Here is a 16,945-nt window from a genome sequence, read left to right as displayed (position 1 = left end):
ATCAAGTTGGCAAATTTAGTGAATTTTGTCGGTTTATAATATATGTTTTATTTTGATGCGATTTATTAAAAAGCTGTAAGAAAACTTAATGTTTGAATTTTGAATTTGTTTTTAAATTATTTTTGCTCCTTTTGTTCTATTACATTTCCAACATAAAGTTTGGAGATTATCTAATGTAGTCATTCCTCCTTTTGATAATGGAATTATATGATCAATTTCTAATAATAAATTTGGTTCATGTTTTATTCCTATATTACAAGCACAGCATTGATAATTATCTCTTTGCTTAATCTTCTCTCTTAAATTTGAAGTCATTAGAGCTCTTTGTCCAGCAATACTTTTTGTTTGTTCTATAATATCGTTTAAATAATTTATTAGCTGATTCAAATTTTTAATATTTAGAGGTATAACACAATTTGAGGAACTGTTCCCTCCTGCTGAAACATATTGAAATGTGAAAGTTGGAATATATGTATCACTTATATCTATTGTTTCAAAACCTAATTTTGTAGTTAATTTTTCTTTGCTGAATTTTTGTATTAAAAAAGGAATTGATTTGGAGATGCTATTAACTATTGATTCTCTTTCTTTTAGTAATAAATTTTTACCTTGTTCAACAGAAATAAAATCATTTAATATACCTTCAAATTTAGAAAGTGATTCTTCGTCTATTTTTATATTAAAGTATTTACAGAGATACTTAATTGGTTGTCTACTTGCATTTGTACAAATACTTGCTGAACATTGAAAGGTTTGGTTATTATATGTGATTTTATTCCACTCTTTCCTTTGGAAATTAAATATACTATTATCAATAACTTGACTTGTGCCATAATTATAGGATGCAACTCTTACGTAAGATTTTTTTAATTCTTCGATGTAATGATTTAGATCATTACAATTTATAGTATGTTCACTAATACTTTCCTTTATTATTACAAATTTTTTACTTCTAAAATATATTTCTGTATAAATATCGTAGCCAAACTTTTCAACGAATTTGTAGATTATAAATGCGATGAGTAATACTATAGTGATTACAATGAGTTTATTCCAAATCATTATTGGAACGGATAAAAACAATCTATATACTATATAAAACGGGATGGTTATTAATATCAAAGTTCCTATAAATTTTTTATGCATAGATCATTAAAGTTTAAATTTATAATTAGATCAAATTCTAATTTATATAATTAAGCCATTATTAATTTTGCGAAATATACAAAAGAATTTAAAATAAGTGTATTTGTAACAATTGGAGACTATAACTGTATTATATCCAAATGGTATAAGTCCAAATGCATTTTTGAGCTGGAAAACTAATATTACGCATAATAAATAATTTTAAATTAAATAAATTTGTCATCTAAATTTAAACTATTGGAATTCTTCCCACTCATCGAAAAATCAGACATTCAGGACATCAAAAAGTTTCAGGAAGAAAAACTGAAAGAGCTTTTGAAATATCTTGAAACTTATTCTCCTTTTTATCAGAACTTATTTAAGGAAAAGAGCATCGATATTTCTAACATTTGTACGTTAGAAGATTTGTCTAAACTTCCTGTCACTACAAAGACTGATTTGCAACTTCATAATGATGATTTTTTCTGTGTTCCGATGACCGAAATCGTAGATTTCAGCACAACATCAGGAACGTTGGGAGATCCTGTTACATTCGGACTGTCTGAAAAAGACATGGAACGAATTGCCTACAACGAAGCAATTTCTCTCTCTTGTGCAGGAATTTCCAAAGGTGATGTTGTACAGATGATTACCACAATTGATAAGCGGTTTATTGCAGGTTTGGCATATTTGCTTGGTTTAAGAAAAATCGGAGCGGGAGTTGTGAGAATGGGACCCGGAATTCCGGAGTTGCAATGGGATTCTATTTTCAGGTATCAACCAAAATATTTAATCACCGTTCCGTCTTTTTTGCTGAAAATGATTGATTATGCTGAGAAAAACAATGTAGATTATAAAAATTCAAGTGTAATTGGTGCAGTCTGCATCGGTGAAAGCATCAAGAATCAGGATTTTACAGATAATATCCTTTCTCAGAAAATCAAAGAAAAATGGAATATTCAATTGTATTCAACCTATGCTTCAACAGAAATGAGTACAGCTTTTACAGAATGTGAATTTCAAGTTGGCGGACATCAACATCCGGAATTAATCATCACCGAAATTCTTGACGATGACGGAAATCCTGTAAAAGAAGGCCAAACCGGAGAATTAACGATTACGACTCTTGGTGTAGAAGCACTTCCTTTGTTGAGATTTAAAACAGGAGATATTGTAAAAGCGCATTATGAGACTTGCAAATGTGGAAGAAATACGATGAGATTAGGTCCGGTTATCGGCAGAAAACAACAGATGATTAAATATAAAGGAACGACTTTATATCCACCTGCGATGAATGATATTTTGAATGATTTTGACGGGATTTTATGCTATCAAGTTGTGATTCAGTCAAATGAAATAGGTTTGGATGAAATTATAATCAAATTAAGCACAGAAATCAGCGACGAAAATTTTGAAAACGAAGTTCGGGATCATTTCAGAGCAAAATTAAGAGTAAGTCCGAAAATTGAAATAGTAGATTTTGATATTTTGTCTAAAACAGTTTTTAACCCGAATAGTAGAAAGCCAATTAACTTTGTAGATTTAAGATAAACAAAAGCGGTCTGAAAATTCTCAGACCGATTTTTTATGCTTGTATTTTTTCTGTTTTAATAAATTCTGCCAGATTTTTGATGGCTGTATCGTGTATTCTCACAAAAGTATTTTTCTTGTCCCAAACGTAACCTGCTAAAACTGCGCAGATTTTTCTTTTCACGTCCGGATTTTCAGGTTGATGGAAAAATAATTCCTGAAGATTTCCGGTGTACCACTCTTTTACGTACGTTGTGAAAACATTAACGCCGTATAAAATATAATCTGAATATTCTTTTTGCCAGTCAATTTTTTCTCCGTTCAATTGTCTGATTGCTAATTTTGCAGCCAACATTCCGGATTCTGTTGCGAATGCCATTCCCGATGAAAAAACAGGATCAAGAAATTCTGAAGCATTTCCGGTTAATGCAAATCCGTCTCCGAATAGCTTTTTGACGGAACACGAATAATCTTTCAGATGTTTTGGTTCAAATAAAAATTCTACATCCCCGAAACGCTTTACATAATAATCTGAAAGCGAGATTGCTTTTCGTAAAGCTTCGGCAGTGTTACCATTTTCAGAAAGTTTATCGATATAATCAGTGGGTCCTACAATTCCTACGCTTGTATTGCCATTGGAAAAAGGGATTACCCAAAGCCAGACTTCAGTTTCAATAATGTCAAAAGAAATTAAAGTTCCTTCCGTGCCTTCTTCTCGGTTAATATCTTTTACGTGAGAAAAAATAGCAGAATGCGGAGATAGTTTTGAAGGTTTTTCTAAATCTAAAAGTCTCGGTAAAACTCTTCCGTAACCGCTGGAATCAATCACAAACTTTGCGTGGATTTCTTTGGTTTCTCCGTTTTTATTTTTTACGGTCGTAACAGAATCTGTTCCGTTAAATTCAATTCCGGTTACTTCTGTTTCAAATTCCAGATCTACACCTTTATTAATGACTTCCTGAGCCAGAACTTGATCAAAATCTGCTCTCGGAACCTGCCACGTCCAGTCCCATCCTTCTCCAAATTTATTACTAAAATCAAAAAGACAAACTTCATCGCCTCTTAAAAAACGGGCGCCAAGTTTTTTTTCAAATCCCATTTTATCCAGAGCAGGAAATAGTCCCGCTTCATCAAAATGATCCATCACTCTTGGGATTAAGCTCTCGCCTACAACCAATCTGGGAAATCTGGTCTTTTCAACCACTTTTACATTGATGTTGTTGTTCTTTAAGTATGAGGAAGATACACATCCTGATGGGCCAGCTCCTATGACAAGAACATCAACAAATTCTTTGCTCATCTCCGATTTTTTATTTTATAAATAACTTCTATCTTTGCCGCAAAATTAATTACAATTAATTTTAGATCTGCAAAATTATACATTATTACTTTACTGAATGAAAATAAATAACTTTTTAAAGCTCAGTGATTTTCAAAAAATCATTATTAAAAATGAAAAAATTGAATTGGATGATGAGCTTTTATCTCGGGTAAAAGAAAGTTTTGAGTTTTTGAAGGAATTTTCAAAAAATAAGGTAATTTATGGAGTGAATACCGGTTTCGGACCGATGGCTCAGTTTAAAATCAGTGATGAAGATACCCATCAGCTTCAGTATAATTTAATCAGAAGCCATTCTTCGGGTATTGGAAACCCTTTACCGGCAGATGAAGTAAAGGCCTGTATGTTGGCAAGAATGAATACGCTTTCGAGAGGAAATTCAGGAATTCACGTTTCAGTTGTTAATTTACTTAAAGAATTAATTAACAGAGATATTACACCATTGATTTTTGAACACGGCGGCGTTGGAGCAAGCGGAGATTTGGTTCAGTTAGCACATTTGGCTTTGGTTTTAATTGGTGAAGGCGAAGTTTTTCATCAGGGTGAAAGAAAATCTACAAAAGAAGTTTTTGCAACAGAAGGTTTAACGCCTATTAAAGTTGAGATTCGTGAAGGTTTAGGTTTAATGAACGGAACTTCTGTCATGTCGGGAATAGGTGTAGTTAATGCATATAAAACCAATCAGTTAGTTGATATTTCCTTAAAACTTTCTTGCGCAATTAACGAGATTGTTCTGGCGTATGACGATCATTTGTCGGAAGCTTTGAACCAGACAAAACTACATTCCGGACAGCAAAAAATTGCTGAAAAAATGAGAGCGCATTTGTCTGACAGTCAATTGGTAAGAAAAAGAGCAGATCATTTATACACTCATTTTGAAGAACAGGAAAAGGTTTTTAAAGAAAAAGTACAGGAATATTATTCTATTCGATGTGTTCCCCAAATTTTAGGACCTGTTTTGGATACATTGGAATATACAGAGAAAGTCCTTGAAAACGAGATTAATTCTGCCAATGACAATCCGATTATAGATGTTGAAAATCAGCACGTTTATCACGGCGGAAACTTCCACGGAGATTATGTTTCTTTAGAAATGGACAAGCTGAAAATTGTGGTGACAAAACTAACAATGTTGGCGGAAAGACAATTAAATTATCTTCTGAATTCTAAAATCAACGAAATTTTGCCTCCTTTTGTCAATTTAGGTAAATTAGGATTCAATTTCGGGATGCAGGGAGTTCAGTTTACGGCAACTTCTACAACGGCAGAAAGCCAGATGTTGTCTAACCCGATGTATGTTCACAGTATTCCTAATAATAATGATAATCAGGATATTGTAAGTATGGGAACCAATGCTGCAGTTGTTTGCAGAAAAGTCATTGAGAATGCTTTTGAAGTCTTGGCGATTGAAGCCATTACCATTGTTCAGGCGATTGAATTTTTGGAGTATCAGGATAAAATTTCATCTTCTACAAAAGAGCTTTATGATCATATCAGGGAAATTATTCCTGCATTTTCAGATGATATGGTGATGTATCCGTATCTGGAAAAGGTGAAAAAATATTTAAAGACAACGTAACAATTAAGACCATAAAAATGTCTTATCATAAAAACAAGTAACGATGAAATGTGCAATTGTAACAGGAGGTTCCAGAGGTATTGGTAAAGCGATCTGTATAAAACTGGCTGAAGAAAAAAACTATCATATATTAATCAATTATACTTCAAACGAAACGGCAGCTAAAGAAACATTGGCCAAAGTGAAGGAATTGGGATCTACAGGAGAGATTCTAAAATTTGATGTAGGAAATACCGAAGAAACACAGAAAGTTTTAACGGAATGGCAAGAGAATAATCCTAAAGCGATTGTAGAAGTCATTGTCAACAATGCCGGAATCACAAGAGACGGATTATTTATGTGGATGCCAAGTGAAGATTGGAACTCTGTTATTAACACGAGTTTAAATGGTTTTTACAACGTCACCAATTTCTTTATTCAGAAATTACTGAGAAATAAATACGGTAGAATCATCAATATGGTTTCGGTTTCCGGAGTGAAAGGAACGGCAGGACAAACCAATTATTCGGCAGCGAAAGGAGCTTTAGTAGGAGCTACAAAAGCTTTGGCTCAGGAAGTTGCCAAAAGAAATATCACTGTAAATGCTGTTGCGCCGGGTTTTATCAAAACAGATATGACGCAGGATTTTAATGAAGACGAATTAAAAGCAATGATTCCTGTGAACAGATTTGGCGAAGCCGAAGAAGTTGCAGATTTGGTGGTGTTTTTAGCCTCAAGAAAATCTTCTTACATTACAGGAGAAGTCATTAATATCAACGGTGGAATTTATTCATAAAATAATGTAACAATGTAATAATGTACCAGTTTACCAATGTTTTTAATTGATACATTATTAGACTGATACGTTGTTAAATTTAAAAAAATGGAAAATAGGGTAGTCATTACCGGAATGGGAATTTATTCTTGCATCGGAACTTCTTTGGAAGAAGTGAAAGAATCCCTTTATCACGGTAAATCCGGGATTGTTTTAGATGAAAACAGAAAAGAATTTGGTTTTAGATCAGGATTAACGGGCGTTGTACCAAAACCTGATCTCAAAAATCTTCTCAATCGCAGACAGCGTATAAGTATGGGAGAAGAAAGCGAATATGCTTACATCGCAACACTTGATGCTTTGAAACAGGCAAATATTGACCAGGATTTTTTAGATACTAATGAAGTAGGAATTCTTTATGGAAACGACAGTGTTTCAAAAGCCGTGGTAGAATCCATCGATATTGCCAGAGAAAAAAAAGACACCGCGTTGATGGGTTCCGGAGCAATCTTTAAATCTATGAACTCTACGGTAACGATGAATCTTTCTACTATTTTCAGATTAAAAGGAATCAACTTAACAGTTAGCGCGGCTTGTGCAAGCGGTTCTCATTCATTAGGTTTAGCGTTTATGATGATTAAAAATGGTTTTCAGGAAATGATTATTTGCGGAGGAGCTCAGGAAACCAATCATTATTCAATGGCGAGTTTTGATGGATTAGGCGTTTTTTCGGCAAGAGAAAATGAGCCTACAAAAGCATCCAGACCTTTTGATATAGATAGGGACGGCTTAATTCCCAGTGGAGGAGCGGCAACTTTAATTGTTGAAAGCCTGGAATCTGCCCAAAAAAGGGGTGCGGATGTTATTGCTGAAATCGTAGGATATGGTTTTTCATCAAATGGAGGACATATTTCTACGCCTAATGTTGACGGACCCGCTTTAGCAATGAACAGAGCATTGCAACAATCTGGCTTAGAAGCAAAAGACATAAATTATATCAATGCTCATGCTACTTCCACGCCAATTGGTGATGCCAACGAAGCGAAAGCAATCCACGAAATTTTCGGAAGCGAAGTTCCTGTAAGTTCTACGAAATCAATGACGGGGCACGAATGCTGGATGGCAGGAGCCAGTGAAGTGATCTATTCTGTTTTGATGATGCAAAACGATTTTATTGCACCTAATATCAATCTTGAAAATCCTGACGAAGATGCTCAAAAGATAAATCTTATAGCTGAGACAAAAAGTCAAAAAATTGATGTATTTTTGTCAAATTCTTTTGGATTCGGAGGAACCAACTCCGCGTTAATTGTTAAAAAATTTGAGTAAGAAATGGAAAGAGAAAAAATTGTTGACATTGCTAATGATTTTTTGATCAATGAATTTGAAGTCGATGGCGATGAAATCAGCAATGATGCTCATTTTAAAAAAACTTTGGGTTTAGACAGTTTAGATTATATAGATTTGGTTGTTGTTATCGAATCTAATTTTGGGGTGAAACTAGGTGAAGCTGATTTTAAAAACATTATCACTTTCGATGATTTTTATTCAACAATAGAAAACAAAATCAGCTCTAAAATGTAACAATTTTCCAGTTTAGCAATGTACCAATAATTTTAATTGTTACACTGTTACATAAGTAAATTGTTAAATTAAATTGTTATGAACAAATGGAAAGGTAGATCTAAAGGAACGATTCTGGGTTATCAGATTTTCGTTTGGTGTATTAGAAATATCGGAATCAGAAGTTCGTATTTTGTTCTCTATTTTGTTGCCTTCTATTATTTTTTGTTTGAAAAAGGCAGCAACAGATATTATACTTATTACTTTCGCAAAAGACTTTATTACAGCTATTGGAAAACAAAACTTTCGCTGTTTAAGAGCTATTTTACTTTCGGACAAACCCTTATTGATAAAACTGCAATTTCTGCAGGGCTGCGCCAAAAATACACTTACGAATTTGACGGAATTGATACATTGCGCCAGCTTTTAGCGGAAAAAAAAGGAGGCGTCCTCATCAGTGCGCATATCGGGAATTTTGAAGTGGCAGAATATTTTTTTGCTGATATAGATTTTGACTGTCAGATAAATTTAGTCACCACAGACCAGGAAGTTACAGTGATTAAAGAATATCTGGAAAGTGTTTCTATTAACAAAAGCAGCATCAAATTCATTTACATCAAAGAAGACATGTCACATATTTTCGAGATTAATGAAGCGTTATCTAAAAACGAACTCATCTGTTTTACCGGAGACCGTTATTTTGAAGGTTCTAAGTATTTAGAAGCAAATCTTTTAGGTAAAACGGCAAAGTTTCCGGCAGGTCCTTTTCTTATTGCCTCGAGATTGGGAGTCCCGGTTGTTTATGTATATGTGATGAAAGAAAAAAATCTTCATTATCATTTATATGCGAGAAAAGCCCAAAACATCAAAAAACGTGATGCACAGGGACTCTTGAATTCTTATACCCAAAATCTTGAATTAATGATTCAGAAATATCCGCTTCAATGGTTCAATTATTTTGATTTTTGGGATGATGTAGACTGATTTTTTTCCTCCTTTGACATTTGTTGAAGACTTTTCCAATTTTTAGGGCAGCTATGAACTTCGTTCGTAAATATCAACAAAAGCCTTCGCTTTTCTCTCATTTATGTCTTCCGCTCCCGCTTTTTTGCTCGTCGTTCCTCCTCGTAAAAAGAGCTCCGCTCAAGTCGGGCTGCGTTATTCGGTGTTTATTCTTTCGCTTTACTCAAATGGTAGGTTCACCATTAAATCCTTGTGAAGGTTCAAAACCTTGACAAGGATGATGTAAAATAACCAATATCCATTTTCAAGTAAATAAACTTTTGTACCTTTTGCAATTAAAAACGATAATCAAAATTTGAAAAAACACTACGACATACTGATAATCGGAAGTGGGATTGGCGGTCTTGTTTCAGCACTTATTTTAGCTAAAGAAGGCTTAAAAGTCTGTGTTTTGGAGAAAAATAATCAATACGGCGGAAATCTTCAGACATTTTCACGCGACAAACTCATCTTTGATACGGGAGTTCATTATTTAGGCGGACTTTCAAAAGGTCAGAATCTTTATCAGTTTTTTTCTTATCTGGAAATTATGAAGGATCTTGATCTTCAGAAGATGGATGAAAACGGCTACGATAAAATTACTTTTGGAAATGATAAAACTGAATATCCGCACGCTCAAGGTTATGAAAATTTTGTCGAGCAATTGTCAAAATACTTTCCGGAAGAAAAAGAAAATTTAGAAAATTATTGTGAAGAACTTCAAAGAGTATGCAGCAATTTTCCGAGATATAATTTAGTTGGAAAAGATAATTATAACGAAGAAATTTTACATCTCAATACTAAAAGATTTATAGAATCCATTACACCAAACAGAAAATTACAGTCCGTTTTATTGGGTTCCAACTTTCTCTATGCAGGAGATTCCGAAAATATTCAGTTTTACGTTCATGCATTAACGGTTAATTCTTACATTCAAAGTGCGTACAAATGTGAAAAAGGCGGAAGTCAGATTTCAAAACTGCTCGTCAGAAAACTGCGTGAATACGGAGCAGAAGTTTATAAACGGACAGAAGTTTCAGAATTTGTTTTTAATTCGGAAGGAAATCTAGTTGCTGCGAAAACTAAGGAAGGAAATGAGTTGTATGCCGATAAATTTATATCAAACATTGAAATCCGCTCCACAATCAAAATGATTGGGGAAAAACAGCTGAAAAAGTCATTTGTTAATCGGGTTTTGAGTTGGGAACCTGTTTCCTCGTGCTTTAGTGTCTATCTTGTTCTGAAGCCGGAAAAAATCCTAAATTTCAATTACAATATATATCATTACGCTTCTGAAAATATGGTTTGGAATGCTTTTAAATATACCACAGACAATTGGCCACAAACCTATATGCTGTCGTCAACTCCTTCTAAACAAAATTCTTCTTTTGCAGAAAGCCTAACGGCAATTTCTTATATGGATTTTGAAGAAGTGCGAAAATGGGAAGATACATTCAATACTGTTACGGATGAGCATGACAGAGGAGAATTATATGAAAAATTTAAGCTTGAGAAGGCTTATAAAATGATTGATGCACTTGAAAAAAAGTTTCCTGATCTGCGTGATTCCATTAAAAGTATTTACACATCTACTCCGCTTTCCTATCGTGATTATATCGGCAATTTTGAAGGGAATATGTATGGTTATGCAAAAACATCTGAGAACCCTTTAAAAACAATGGTTTCTCCGCGAACAAAAATTAATAACCTTTTTCTTACCGGACAGTCGGTGAATATGCATGGAATTTTAGGCTGTACTATTGGTGCATTTAATACTTGTGCAGAAATTTTAGGTAAAGAAATAATTGATGAACGGCTCAATGAAGTTTTAAACAAGACAAACTAATGAAAAGTAAATTTCTGCTCTATTTATTTCTGAGTTTAAATCTTATTTCCTGCGGTGTTCGGAAGTCAATGAAACATCTTCCTGATATACAGCAATATTCACTTGAAATTCCAAAAGTTGATAAAATTAATGACTCTACTTTTAGTTTTAAACAAAATTATTTAACAAAAAACAAACAGCAGCTTTGGGAATTGTACATTAAAGGAAATTCTTTGCAGCTGGGATATAATAACGGAGCTTTAACTAAAGATTTAATGCAGATACAAGAGAAGATTTTCTTTTCTAAAGTAGAAGATATTGTTCCGTCAAAACTGAAGCAAAGCCTTCTGCGTGGTTTTCTGAAATGGTATAACCGGAAAATGCATCTCAATGTAAGAGAAGATTTCCAGGCGGAATTGTATGGTTTGTCACAATATTCATCAGATCAGTACAATTTTATTGCTCCGAAGTTTCACCGAACTCTATACTTACACGGAGCTCACGATATTGGTCATGCAATGCAGGATCTGATGATGGTGGGATGCAGTTCTCTCGCAGCGTGGAATGATAATACAGAGGATGGAAATTTGCTGATCGGAAGAAATTTTGACTTTTATGCAGGTGATGATTTCGCCAGAAATAAATTGATACAGTTTGTTGAACCAGAGAATGGGATTCCGTATTTTTCTGTAAGCTGGCCCGGAATGATCGGAGTGGTTTCTGGGATGAACAAAGAAGGAATTACCGTAACCATCAACGCCGGAAAATCTAAAGTTCCGTTGACTGCAAAAACACCTATTTCTTTGGTGACAAGAGAAATTTTGCAATATGCTGCAACCATTGATGAAGCAATTGCAATTGCAAAAAAGCGTAAAGTTTTTGTATCAGAATCTATTTTAGTAGGAAGTGCAGCTGACAAAAAAGCAGTCATTATTGAAGTTTCACCTAAAAACTTCGGTGTTTATGATGTTGTAAATTCTGATGCGATTGTTTGTACTAATCATTTTCAGTCAGAAAATTATCAAAATGATAAAAGAAATCAAAAACATCAAAAAGAAAGTCATTCAGAATACCGGTACAAAAAACTTCAGGAACTCTTAGATCTCAACAAAAAACTAAATCCCGAAAAAATAGCTTCAATTTTAAGGAATAGATCAGGATTGCGTGGGAAAAAAATAGGTTATGGAAATGAAAAGGCAATCAATCAGCTTTTGGCTCATCATGCGGTAATTTTTTCGCCTGAAAAAAAGCTTGTTTGGGTTTCTTCAAATCCTTATCAGCTTGGAGAATTTGTGTGCTATGATCTGAATGAGATATTTTCGGATAAAAGATTAGAGAATGGAAAATTTTCAAAATCTGAATTGAATATTCCCGAAGATCCGTTTGTAAATTCTAAGGAATTTGAAGACTACGAAGTTTATAAATTGATGCAGTCGGAAATTCTTAATGCCATTGAAAAAGATAATATAGTTTTGAGCGAAGATTTTATATCAGAGTTTCAGACTCTGAATCCGGATCTTTGGTCAGGTTATTTTTTGGCTGGAAAGTATTATTTTAAGTTTAAAGATTACCAACGTGCAAAGATTGAATTTGAAAAAGCGTTGACCAAAGAAATTACGACTTTACCTGACAAAAAACAGGTTGTAAAGTATTTGAATCAAACTAAAAGAAAATTAAGATAGTTCTGGTAGTTTTCCACAGTTGTAAAGTTAATTTTCCATCTTGAGGGTTAATTTAGAGTATTGGTGGAAAATCATTACTCCATCGTTTAATTAAATACAAAACGAGCTCTTAGTTTAGATCAAAATCTTCGCTACAATTCTACTAATCTGCCGGAGAAATAATTAAATTTGCACTTTGTTAATTTAAAAATTAAAAAATGTCAAGAATTCTTACCGGCATTCAAGCCACCGGAACACCGCATTTGGGAAACCTTTTAGGTGCAATTATTCCTGCGATTGAGCTTTCAAAACAATCGGAAAACGAATCTTTTTTATTCATTGCCAATCTGCATTCTTTAACGCAGATCAAAAATGCTGATGAACTGAAACAAAACACCTACGAGATTGCTGCGGCTTGGCTTGCTTGTGGATTAGATACCGAAAAAACTTATTTTTACAGACAAAGCGATATTCCTGAAACCTGTGAACTTTCTTGGCATTTATCATGTTTTTTTCCGTATCAGAGATTAACTTTAGCGCATTCGTTCAAGGATAAGGCAGACAGACTACAAGATGTGAATGCCGGATTATTTACCTATCCTATTTTGATGGCTGCAGATATTTTGCTGTACGATGCAGAAATTGTTCCGGTAGGAAAAGACCAGCTGCAGCATTTGGAGATTGCACGTGATGTGGCTTCAAGATTTAATAACCAGATGGGAGAAGTTTTTGTGCTTCCACAATCTGAATTACAGGAAAATACCAAATATGTTCCGGGAACTGATGGAAATAAAATGTCTAAATCAAGAGGAAATATTATTAATATTTTCTTGCCCGAAAAAGAATTAAAAAAGCAGGTAATGGGTATTGAAAGTGATTCTAAAACTTTAGAGGAACCAAAAGATCCGTCAACAGATAAAACTTTTGCAATTTACGAACTGATTGCAACTCCAGAACAAACTGAAGAGCTAAGAGCAAAATACTTAGCAGGAAACTTCGGTTATGGTCATGCTAAAAAAGAGCTTTTGGATCTGATTCTTACAAAATTTGAAAAAGAAAGAGAGTTGTTTTCTTATTATATGAACAATCTTGATGAACTTGAAGCAAAACTTCAGGAAGGTGCATCCAAAACGAGAGTGATTGCTGTAGATACATTAAAAAGAGTTAGAAAATATTTGGGACTGTAAAAATTTAATATATATTTGGAATATAATTTGTTGCGATGAAATTAGATCACATCATTACTTTAGCAAAACAAGATTTAACAAATAAATTAAATGATTTAGCAAATCATTTTAATGCAGATGTTATTTCATATACTGGACATTTTTTCAATGGTATTGAGAAAACTTTTTTAAATATTATAGAATCTTTAGTAGCAGACGGAGATAAAAAAGATAAAATTTATATTATATTAACATCCACGGGAGGTTCAGCAAATGCAGTGGAAAGATGTGTCAATATATTAAGATATCATTACGAAGAAGTTCATTTTATAGTTCCTGATTATGCATATAGTGCTGGAACAATCTTTTGCATGAGCGGAGATAGCATATTCATGGATTATTATTCTGTATTAGGACCAATAGATCCACAAATTCAAAACAGGGAGGGTAAATTTGTTCCAGCTTTAGGTTATTTAGATAAAATTAATGAAATGTTAGAGAAATCAAAAACTGGAGACTTAACACAACCAGAGTTTTTAATCTTAAAAGATTTTGATTTAGCTGAATTAAGAAGTTACGAACAAGCTAGAGAATTGTCAGTTGCTTTATTGAAAAAATGGCTTGTTAAATTCAAATTTAAAAATTGGGATAAACATACTACTACGAATATTGGCAGTCCTGTAACTGATGAGGATAAAGAAAGAAGAGCTGAAGAAATCGCAAACGACTTAAGTAATAATAATAAATGGAAATCACATGGAAGACCAATTAATATTGAAACTTTAGAAAAGGACATCCGACTCAAAATAAACGACTATTCTTTAGATCCCGTGTTAAGTAATCTTATAAGGTCATATAATGAATTATTAAACTCATTTTTAGAATTCACTAATAATCAAGGTATATTTATACACACAAAAAATCATTTTTAAATATGGAAAAGTTAGAGAAAAAAATAGAAAAAATTGCTTCTGAGCAAGTAGTAAAAGGGAATCCTAAAGAAAAATTAGAGGAATATTTAGCAGCTTCTAAAGTTTTTGATGATTTAGTAAAAAAAGGATTGGCAAAAAGAAGAGGTTTTAATTTATTAAGTATTGATAAAAAAAATAATTTTCAATCAAATGATATTTCTCTTAATGATTATTTATTTAAATTATAAGAGTTTCGGCGGCACCAAAGATGCCGCCGAAATTTTTAGTGTTTATAAATAATCCTTTATCTGTAAAAGATGTTTTATTACTTTAAGATTTTCCTCTTGTGGATTGTCATTTAATGCATCAAAGAAAATTACATCTATTCCGAACTGTTTGGCTCCGATAATATCAGCAATCCAGTCATCACCAATCAGTATGCTTTCTTCCTTTTCTGCCTCTGCAAGTCCTAAAGAATATTTAAAAATAGCAGGATGAGGTTTTCTTATGCCTACAGAATCTGCGCTGGTAATTGATTTGAAATAATGATCAATTCCTGAAAGGATACATTTTCTTTCGGTAACTTCCTGAAAACCGTTAGAGATCACATGAATCGTATAGTTTTTGCTTTTTAAATAATCCAAGATATACGCTGCGCCTTCTACCAGATGATTATGATTTAAAATTTTATCCAGAAAATGCTCCTCAAAATACATAGATAACTGCGGATCATCAACTCCGAAACGGATGAACGCATCATAGAAACGATGTTTTCTTAAATAATCTTTATCTATTTCGCCGTCTCTGATCTGTTCCCAAAGCCTTTCATTTATCTCATGATAGACAGAATGAAATTCTTCAAAATCTATATTGTATTTTAAAGTAATTTCTTCTTTATCAAAAAGATCTTTAATGGTAAGATATGCATTTCTGCGATGATCCCAAAGTGTATTGTCTAGGTCAAAAAAAATGTGCTGAATTTTCATACAGCACAAATTTAGATATTTTTAATTTTTTGTCAGGTGAAAATTTTTATTTTTTACCTTTACGACTTGCAGGTTTTTAGAGAAACTCAGAAGAAAATCAATAGTTTGTTTTTTTGGTTTCAAGCTTTTCAATTTTAAAGAATCGTTATTTTTCATAGGCGAAAATTGTAGTTTCTTTAAAAACGAAAATTGTACCAAAATATTATCTAGTCAGAATAATATTATTGTCCTCCATTATTTTTCTAAGGTTAATAAGAGCGTACCGAACCCTTCCCAAAGTTGTATTGATGCTCATATCAGTGTGTTCTGCAATTTCTTTAAAGCTTAAACCGTCAAAAAACCTGAGTTTTATCACCTCCTGCTGATTTTCGGGAAGAAAATGGAGCATTTTCAGCAGATCCTCATGTATTTGTCTTGTTATCAGATGATCTTCAATATTTTCTGATGGTTCTCTGATAAGATCAAATATAGAAAACTCATCATTCTCAAAAGTTGTTTCGGATATTTTTGTGTTTTTTGCTTTGGCTCGATAATAATCAATAATCAGATTCTGAGCAATTCTTTTTGCCCAAAGGATAAATTTTCCTTCCTCGTTGTAACGTCCTTCTTTCAGCATCACAATGATTTTCATAAACGTGTCCTGGAAAATATCATTTGCCAGATCCTGATGATTTATTTTATATAAAATAAACGTAAAAAGCTCTCTTTGATGTCTGTGTATAAGGGTAGATAATGCCTCTTCGCTTCCTTTTTGGTATAAGGATATTAGTTGACTGTCTGTAGATTTCATAACTCTTCTCAAAAATTTATTATAGTACAAACCTTTTCCTGATTCAATTATCAAGCTATATATGGTTTGCCGTAAAACGGATTTTAAAGTAGAGTATATTCTATAAGCATTAAATTATGCTGTAAATATAATAAAATTTTAATAAGTATTAAATAAATATTAAATATTTACTAATTTTTTACAAGAAAAATTACTTTAGCATATCATGTAAGAATGTGGTAGGGATATTTAATGTGAAATTGATATTTAGTCCTTTTAATTCTTTTCCGTTCAATCCTTTATCTCCTATAGGGAAAGCATAGCCTCCGGTAAGATCCAAAAGCCCGAAAAGGGTAATTCCTATTTTAGGAGCTACATACTTATTGGTGCCTTCCACACCAGCTACAAAGTAATAGGAGTGATAAAAATCTACATTTCTTTCAAAATTGAGCATTACATCTGCCTGTACTTTTGGCATGATCGCAAAATCTGAGTTTGCAGAACCCATTAGTGCAGAAGCACCTAATCTGTATATAACATCATCGTTTTTCAGAAATAAAAGCTTACCGCCTAACTCTCCAAAACTTTGATTTTGGTATGCATAGCCAACATTTACCATTTTGTGAACAGTATATTGTGCTTTTATTGCAATACTTGCCAAAGAGAAAAATAAGATAAAAATAGCAGGTTGTATTTTCATGTGTAGATATTTATTTGTTTTATAAGCAGTATGTT

16 protein-coding genes are annotated in these 16,945 nt (G+C 33.0%); 11 read left to right on the top strand and 5 right to left on the bottom strand.

From position 1 onward, the window contains the following. Window positions 1-111: 111 nt before the first annotated feature. Window positions 112-1,062, bottom strand: coding sequence for an HNH endonuclease signature motif containing protein (locus tag AC0NBN_RS11425; protein ID WP_160812681.1), 951 nt, complete (start codon window positions 1,060-1,062; stop codon window positions 112-114). A 321-nt stretch (window positions 1,063-1,383) separates the two neighbouring features. On the opposite strand from AC0NBN_RS11425, the gene flxY reads away from it, so the two are divergent. Beyond that, complete coding sequence (flxY, locus tag AC0NBN_RS11420; RefSeq protein WP_160812721.1) at window positions 1,384-2,676, top strand: flexirubin biosynthesis putative acyl-CoA ligase FlxY; 1,293 nt, start codon at window positions 1,384-1,386, stop codon at window positions 2,674-2,676. Window positions 2,677-2,710: 34 nt separating this feature from the next. Here the strand turns inward: flxY and AC0NBN_RS11415 are convergent, their stop codons facing one another. Beyond that, window positions 2,711-3,955 (bottom strand): tryptophan 7-halogenase, encoded by a 1,245-nt coding sequence (locus AC0NBN_RS11415; protein WP_160812682.1) that lies wholly within the window; start codon window positions 3,953-3,955, stop codon window positions 2,711-2,713. A gap of 97 nt (window positions 3,956-4,052) precedes the next feature. Here AC0NBN_RS11415 and flxA point away from each other — a divergent pair, with 97 nt between their 5' ends. The 10 genes from flxA (at window position 4,053) to AC0NBN_RS11365 (ending at window position 14,703) form a co-directional block, all read left to right on the top strand. Further along, the gene (flxA, locus tag AC0NBN_RS11410; protein ID WP_160812683.1) at window positions 4,053-5,573 is read left to right on the top strand and encodes a flexirubin biosynthesis tyrosine ammonia-lyase FlxA; all 1,521 of its coding nucleotides are present in this window, start codon (window positions 4,053-4,055) and stop codon (window positions 5,571-5,573) included. Window positions 5,574-5,616: 43 nt separating this feature from the next. Then, window positions 5,617-6,348 (top strand): flexirubin biosynthesis SDR family reductase FlxB, encoded by a 732-nt coding sequence (gene flxB / locus AC0NBN_RS11405; protein WP_160812684.1) that lies wholly within the window; start codon window positions 5,617-5,619, stop codon window positions 6,346-6,348. 87 nt (window positions 6,349-6,435) lie between these two features. Next, window positions 6,436-7,656, top strand: a complete 1,221-nt coding sequence (locus AC0NBN_RS11400) for a beta-ketoacyl-[acyl-carrier-protein] synthase family protein (protein WP_160812685.1) — start codon at window positions 6,436-6,438, stop codon at window positions 7,654-7,656. Between the two features lie 3 nt (window positions 7,657-7,659). Continuing rightward, the gene (locus AC0NBN_RS11395) at window positions 7,660-7,911 is read left to right on the top strand and encodes an acyl carrier protein (RefSeq protein ID WP_160812686.1); all 252 of its coding nucleotides are present in this window, start codon (window positions 7,660-7,662) and stop codon (window positions 7,909-7,911) included. A gap of 78 nt (window positions 7,912-7,989) precedes the next feature. Then, window positions 7,990-8,874 (top strand): LpxL/LpxP family acyltransferase, encoded by an 885-nt coding sequence (locus tag AC0NBN_RS11390; RefSeq protein WP_160812687.1) that lies wholly within the window; start codon window positions 7,990-7,992, stop codon window positions 8,872-8,874. 334 nt (window positions 8,875-9,208) lie between these two features. Then, window positions 9,209-10,738, top strand: coding sequence for an FAD-dependent oxidoreductase (locus AC0NBN_RS11385; protein ID WP_160812688.1), 1,530 nt, complete (start codon window positions 9,209-9,211; stop codon window positions 10,736-10,738). After that, window positions 10,738-12,399 (top strand): C45 family autoproteolytic acyltransferase/hydolase, encoded by a 1,662-nt coding sequence (locus AC0NBN_RS11380; RefSeq protein ID WP_160812689.1) that lies wholly within the window; start codon window positions 10,738-10,740, stop codon window positions 12,397-12,399. Before AC0NBN_RS11385 ends, AC0NBN_RS11380 begins: the two co-directional genes overlap by 1 nt. A gap of 197 nt (window positions 12,400-12,596) precedes the next feature. Further along, window positions 12,597-13,565: a tryptophan--tRNA ligase gene (gene trpS / locus AC0NBN_RS11375; protein WP_143883257.1), complete on the top strand. Its 969-nt coding sequence runs from the start codon at window positions 12,597-12,599 to the stop codon at window positions 13,563-13,565. Between the two features lie 35 nt (window positions 13,566-13,600). Next, window positions 13,601-14,476, top strand: a complete 876-nt coding sequence (locus tag AC0NBN_RS11370) for an SDH family Clp fold serine proteinase (RefSeq protein ID WP_143883258.1) — start codon at window positions 13,601-13,603, stop codon at window positions 14,474-14,476. A gap of 2 nt (window positions 14,477-14,478) precedes the next feature. After that, window positions 14,479-14,703 carry a hypothetical protein gene (locus AC0NBN_RS11365; RefSeq protein WP_143883259.1) on the top strand — a complete coding sequence of 75 codons (225 nt, stop codon included), beginning with the start codon at window positions 14,479-14,481 and terminating at the stop codon, window positions 14,701-14,703. A 42-nt stretch (window positions 14,704-14,745) separates the two neighbouring features. On the opposite strand, the gene AC0NBN_RS11360 is transcribed toward AC0NBN_RS11365, so the two are convergent. The 3 genes from AC0NBN_RS11360 to AC0NBN_RS11350 all read right to left on the bottom strand — a co-directional run bounded on the left by AC0NBN_RS11360 (window position 14,746) and on the right by AC0NBN_RS11350 (window position 16,910). Further along, window positions 14,746-15,441: a YjjG family noncanonical pyrimidine nucleotidase gene (locus tag AC0NBN_RS11360; protein WP_160812690.1), complete on the bottom strand. Its 696-nt coding sequence runs from the start codon at window positions 15,439-15,441 to the stop codon at window positions 14,746-14,748. A gap of 202 nt (window positions 15,442-15,643) precedes the next feature. Further along, on the bottom strand, window positions 15,644-16,231 hold the full coding sequence (locus AC0NBN_RS11355) for an RNA polymerase sigma factor (RefSeq protein WP_089741733.1): 588 nt from the start codon (window positions 16,229-16,231) through the stop codon (window positions 15,644-15,646). Between the two features lie 190 nt (window positions 16,232-16,421). Continuing rightward, a complete protein-coding gene (locus tag AC0NBN_RS11350; protein ID WP_160812691.1) occupies window positions 16,422-16,910 on the bottom strand; it encodes a hypothetical protein in 489 nt (162 codons plus the stop codon). Between the last annotated feature and the right edge of the window lie 35 nt (window positions 16,911-16,945).

The sequence above is a fragment of the Chryseobacterium sp. L12 genome, assembly GCF_056133985.1.
This window is presented reverse-complemented; position numbering and strand designations above follow the sequence as displayed.

What these genes read in the sequence shown, in the direction of transcription:
- AC0NBN_RS11425 (WP_160812681.1), bottom strand. Translation starts at nt 1,062, where the DNA reads ATGATTTGGAATAAACTCATTGTAATCACTATAGTATTACTCATCGCA.
- AC0NBN_RS11415 (WP_160812682.1), bottom strand. Translation starts at nt 3,955, where the DNA reads ATGAGCAAAGAATTTGTTGATGTTCTTGTCATAGGAGCTGGCCCATCA.
- flxA (WP_160812683.1), top strand. Translation starts at nt 4,053, where the DNA reads ATGAAAATAAATAACTTTTTAAAGCTCAGTGATTTTCAAAAAATCATT.
- flxB (WP_160812684.1), top strand. Translation starts at nt 5,617, where the DNA reads ATGAAATGTGCAATTGTAACAGGAGGTTCCAGAGGTATTGGTAAAGCG.
- AC0NBN_RS11400 (WP_160812685.1), top strand. Translation starts at nt 6,436, where the DNA reads ATGGAAAATAGGGTAGTCATTACCGGAATGGGAATTTATTCTTGCATC.
- AC0NBN_RS11395 (WP_160812686.1), top strand. Translation starts at nt 7,660, where the DNA reads ATGGAAAGAGAAAAAATTGTTGACATTGCTAATGATTTTTTGATCAAT.
- AC0NBN_RS11390 (WP_160812687.1), top strand. Translation starts at nt 7,990, where the DNA reads ATGAACAAATGGAAAGGTAGATCTAAAGGAACGATTCTGGGTTATCAG.
- AC0NBN_RS11380 (WP_160812689.1), top strand. Translation starts at nt 10,738, where the DNA reads ATGAAAAGTAAATTTCTGCTCTATTTATTTCTGAGTTTAAATCTTATT.
- trpS (WP_143883257.1), top strand. Translation starts at nt 12,597, where the DNA reads ATGTCAAGAATTCTTACCGGCATTCAAGCCACCGGAACACCGCATTTG.
- AC0NBN_RS11370 (WP_143883258.1), top strand. Translation starts at nt 13,601, where the DNA reads ATGAAATTAGATCACATCATTACTTTAGCAAAACAAGATTTAACAAAT.
- AC0NBN_RS11365 (WP_143883259.1), top strand. Translation starts at nt 14,479, where the DNA reads ATGGAAAAGTTAGAGAAAAAAATAGAAAAAATTGCTTCTGAGCAAGTA.
- AC0NBN_RS11360 (WP_160812690.1), bottom strand. Translation starts at nt 15,441, where the DNA reads ATGAAAATTCAGCACATTTTTTTTGACCTAGACAATACACTTTGGGAT.
- AC0NBN_RS11355 (WP_089741733.1), bottom strand. Translation starts at nt 16,231, where the DNA reads ATGAAATCTACAGACAGTCAACTAATATCCTTATACCAAAAAGGAAGC.
- AC0NBN_RS11350 (WP_160812691.1), bottom strand. Translation starts at nt 16,910, where the DNA reads ATGAAAATACAACCTGCTATTTTTATCTTATTTTTCTCTTTGGCAAGT.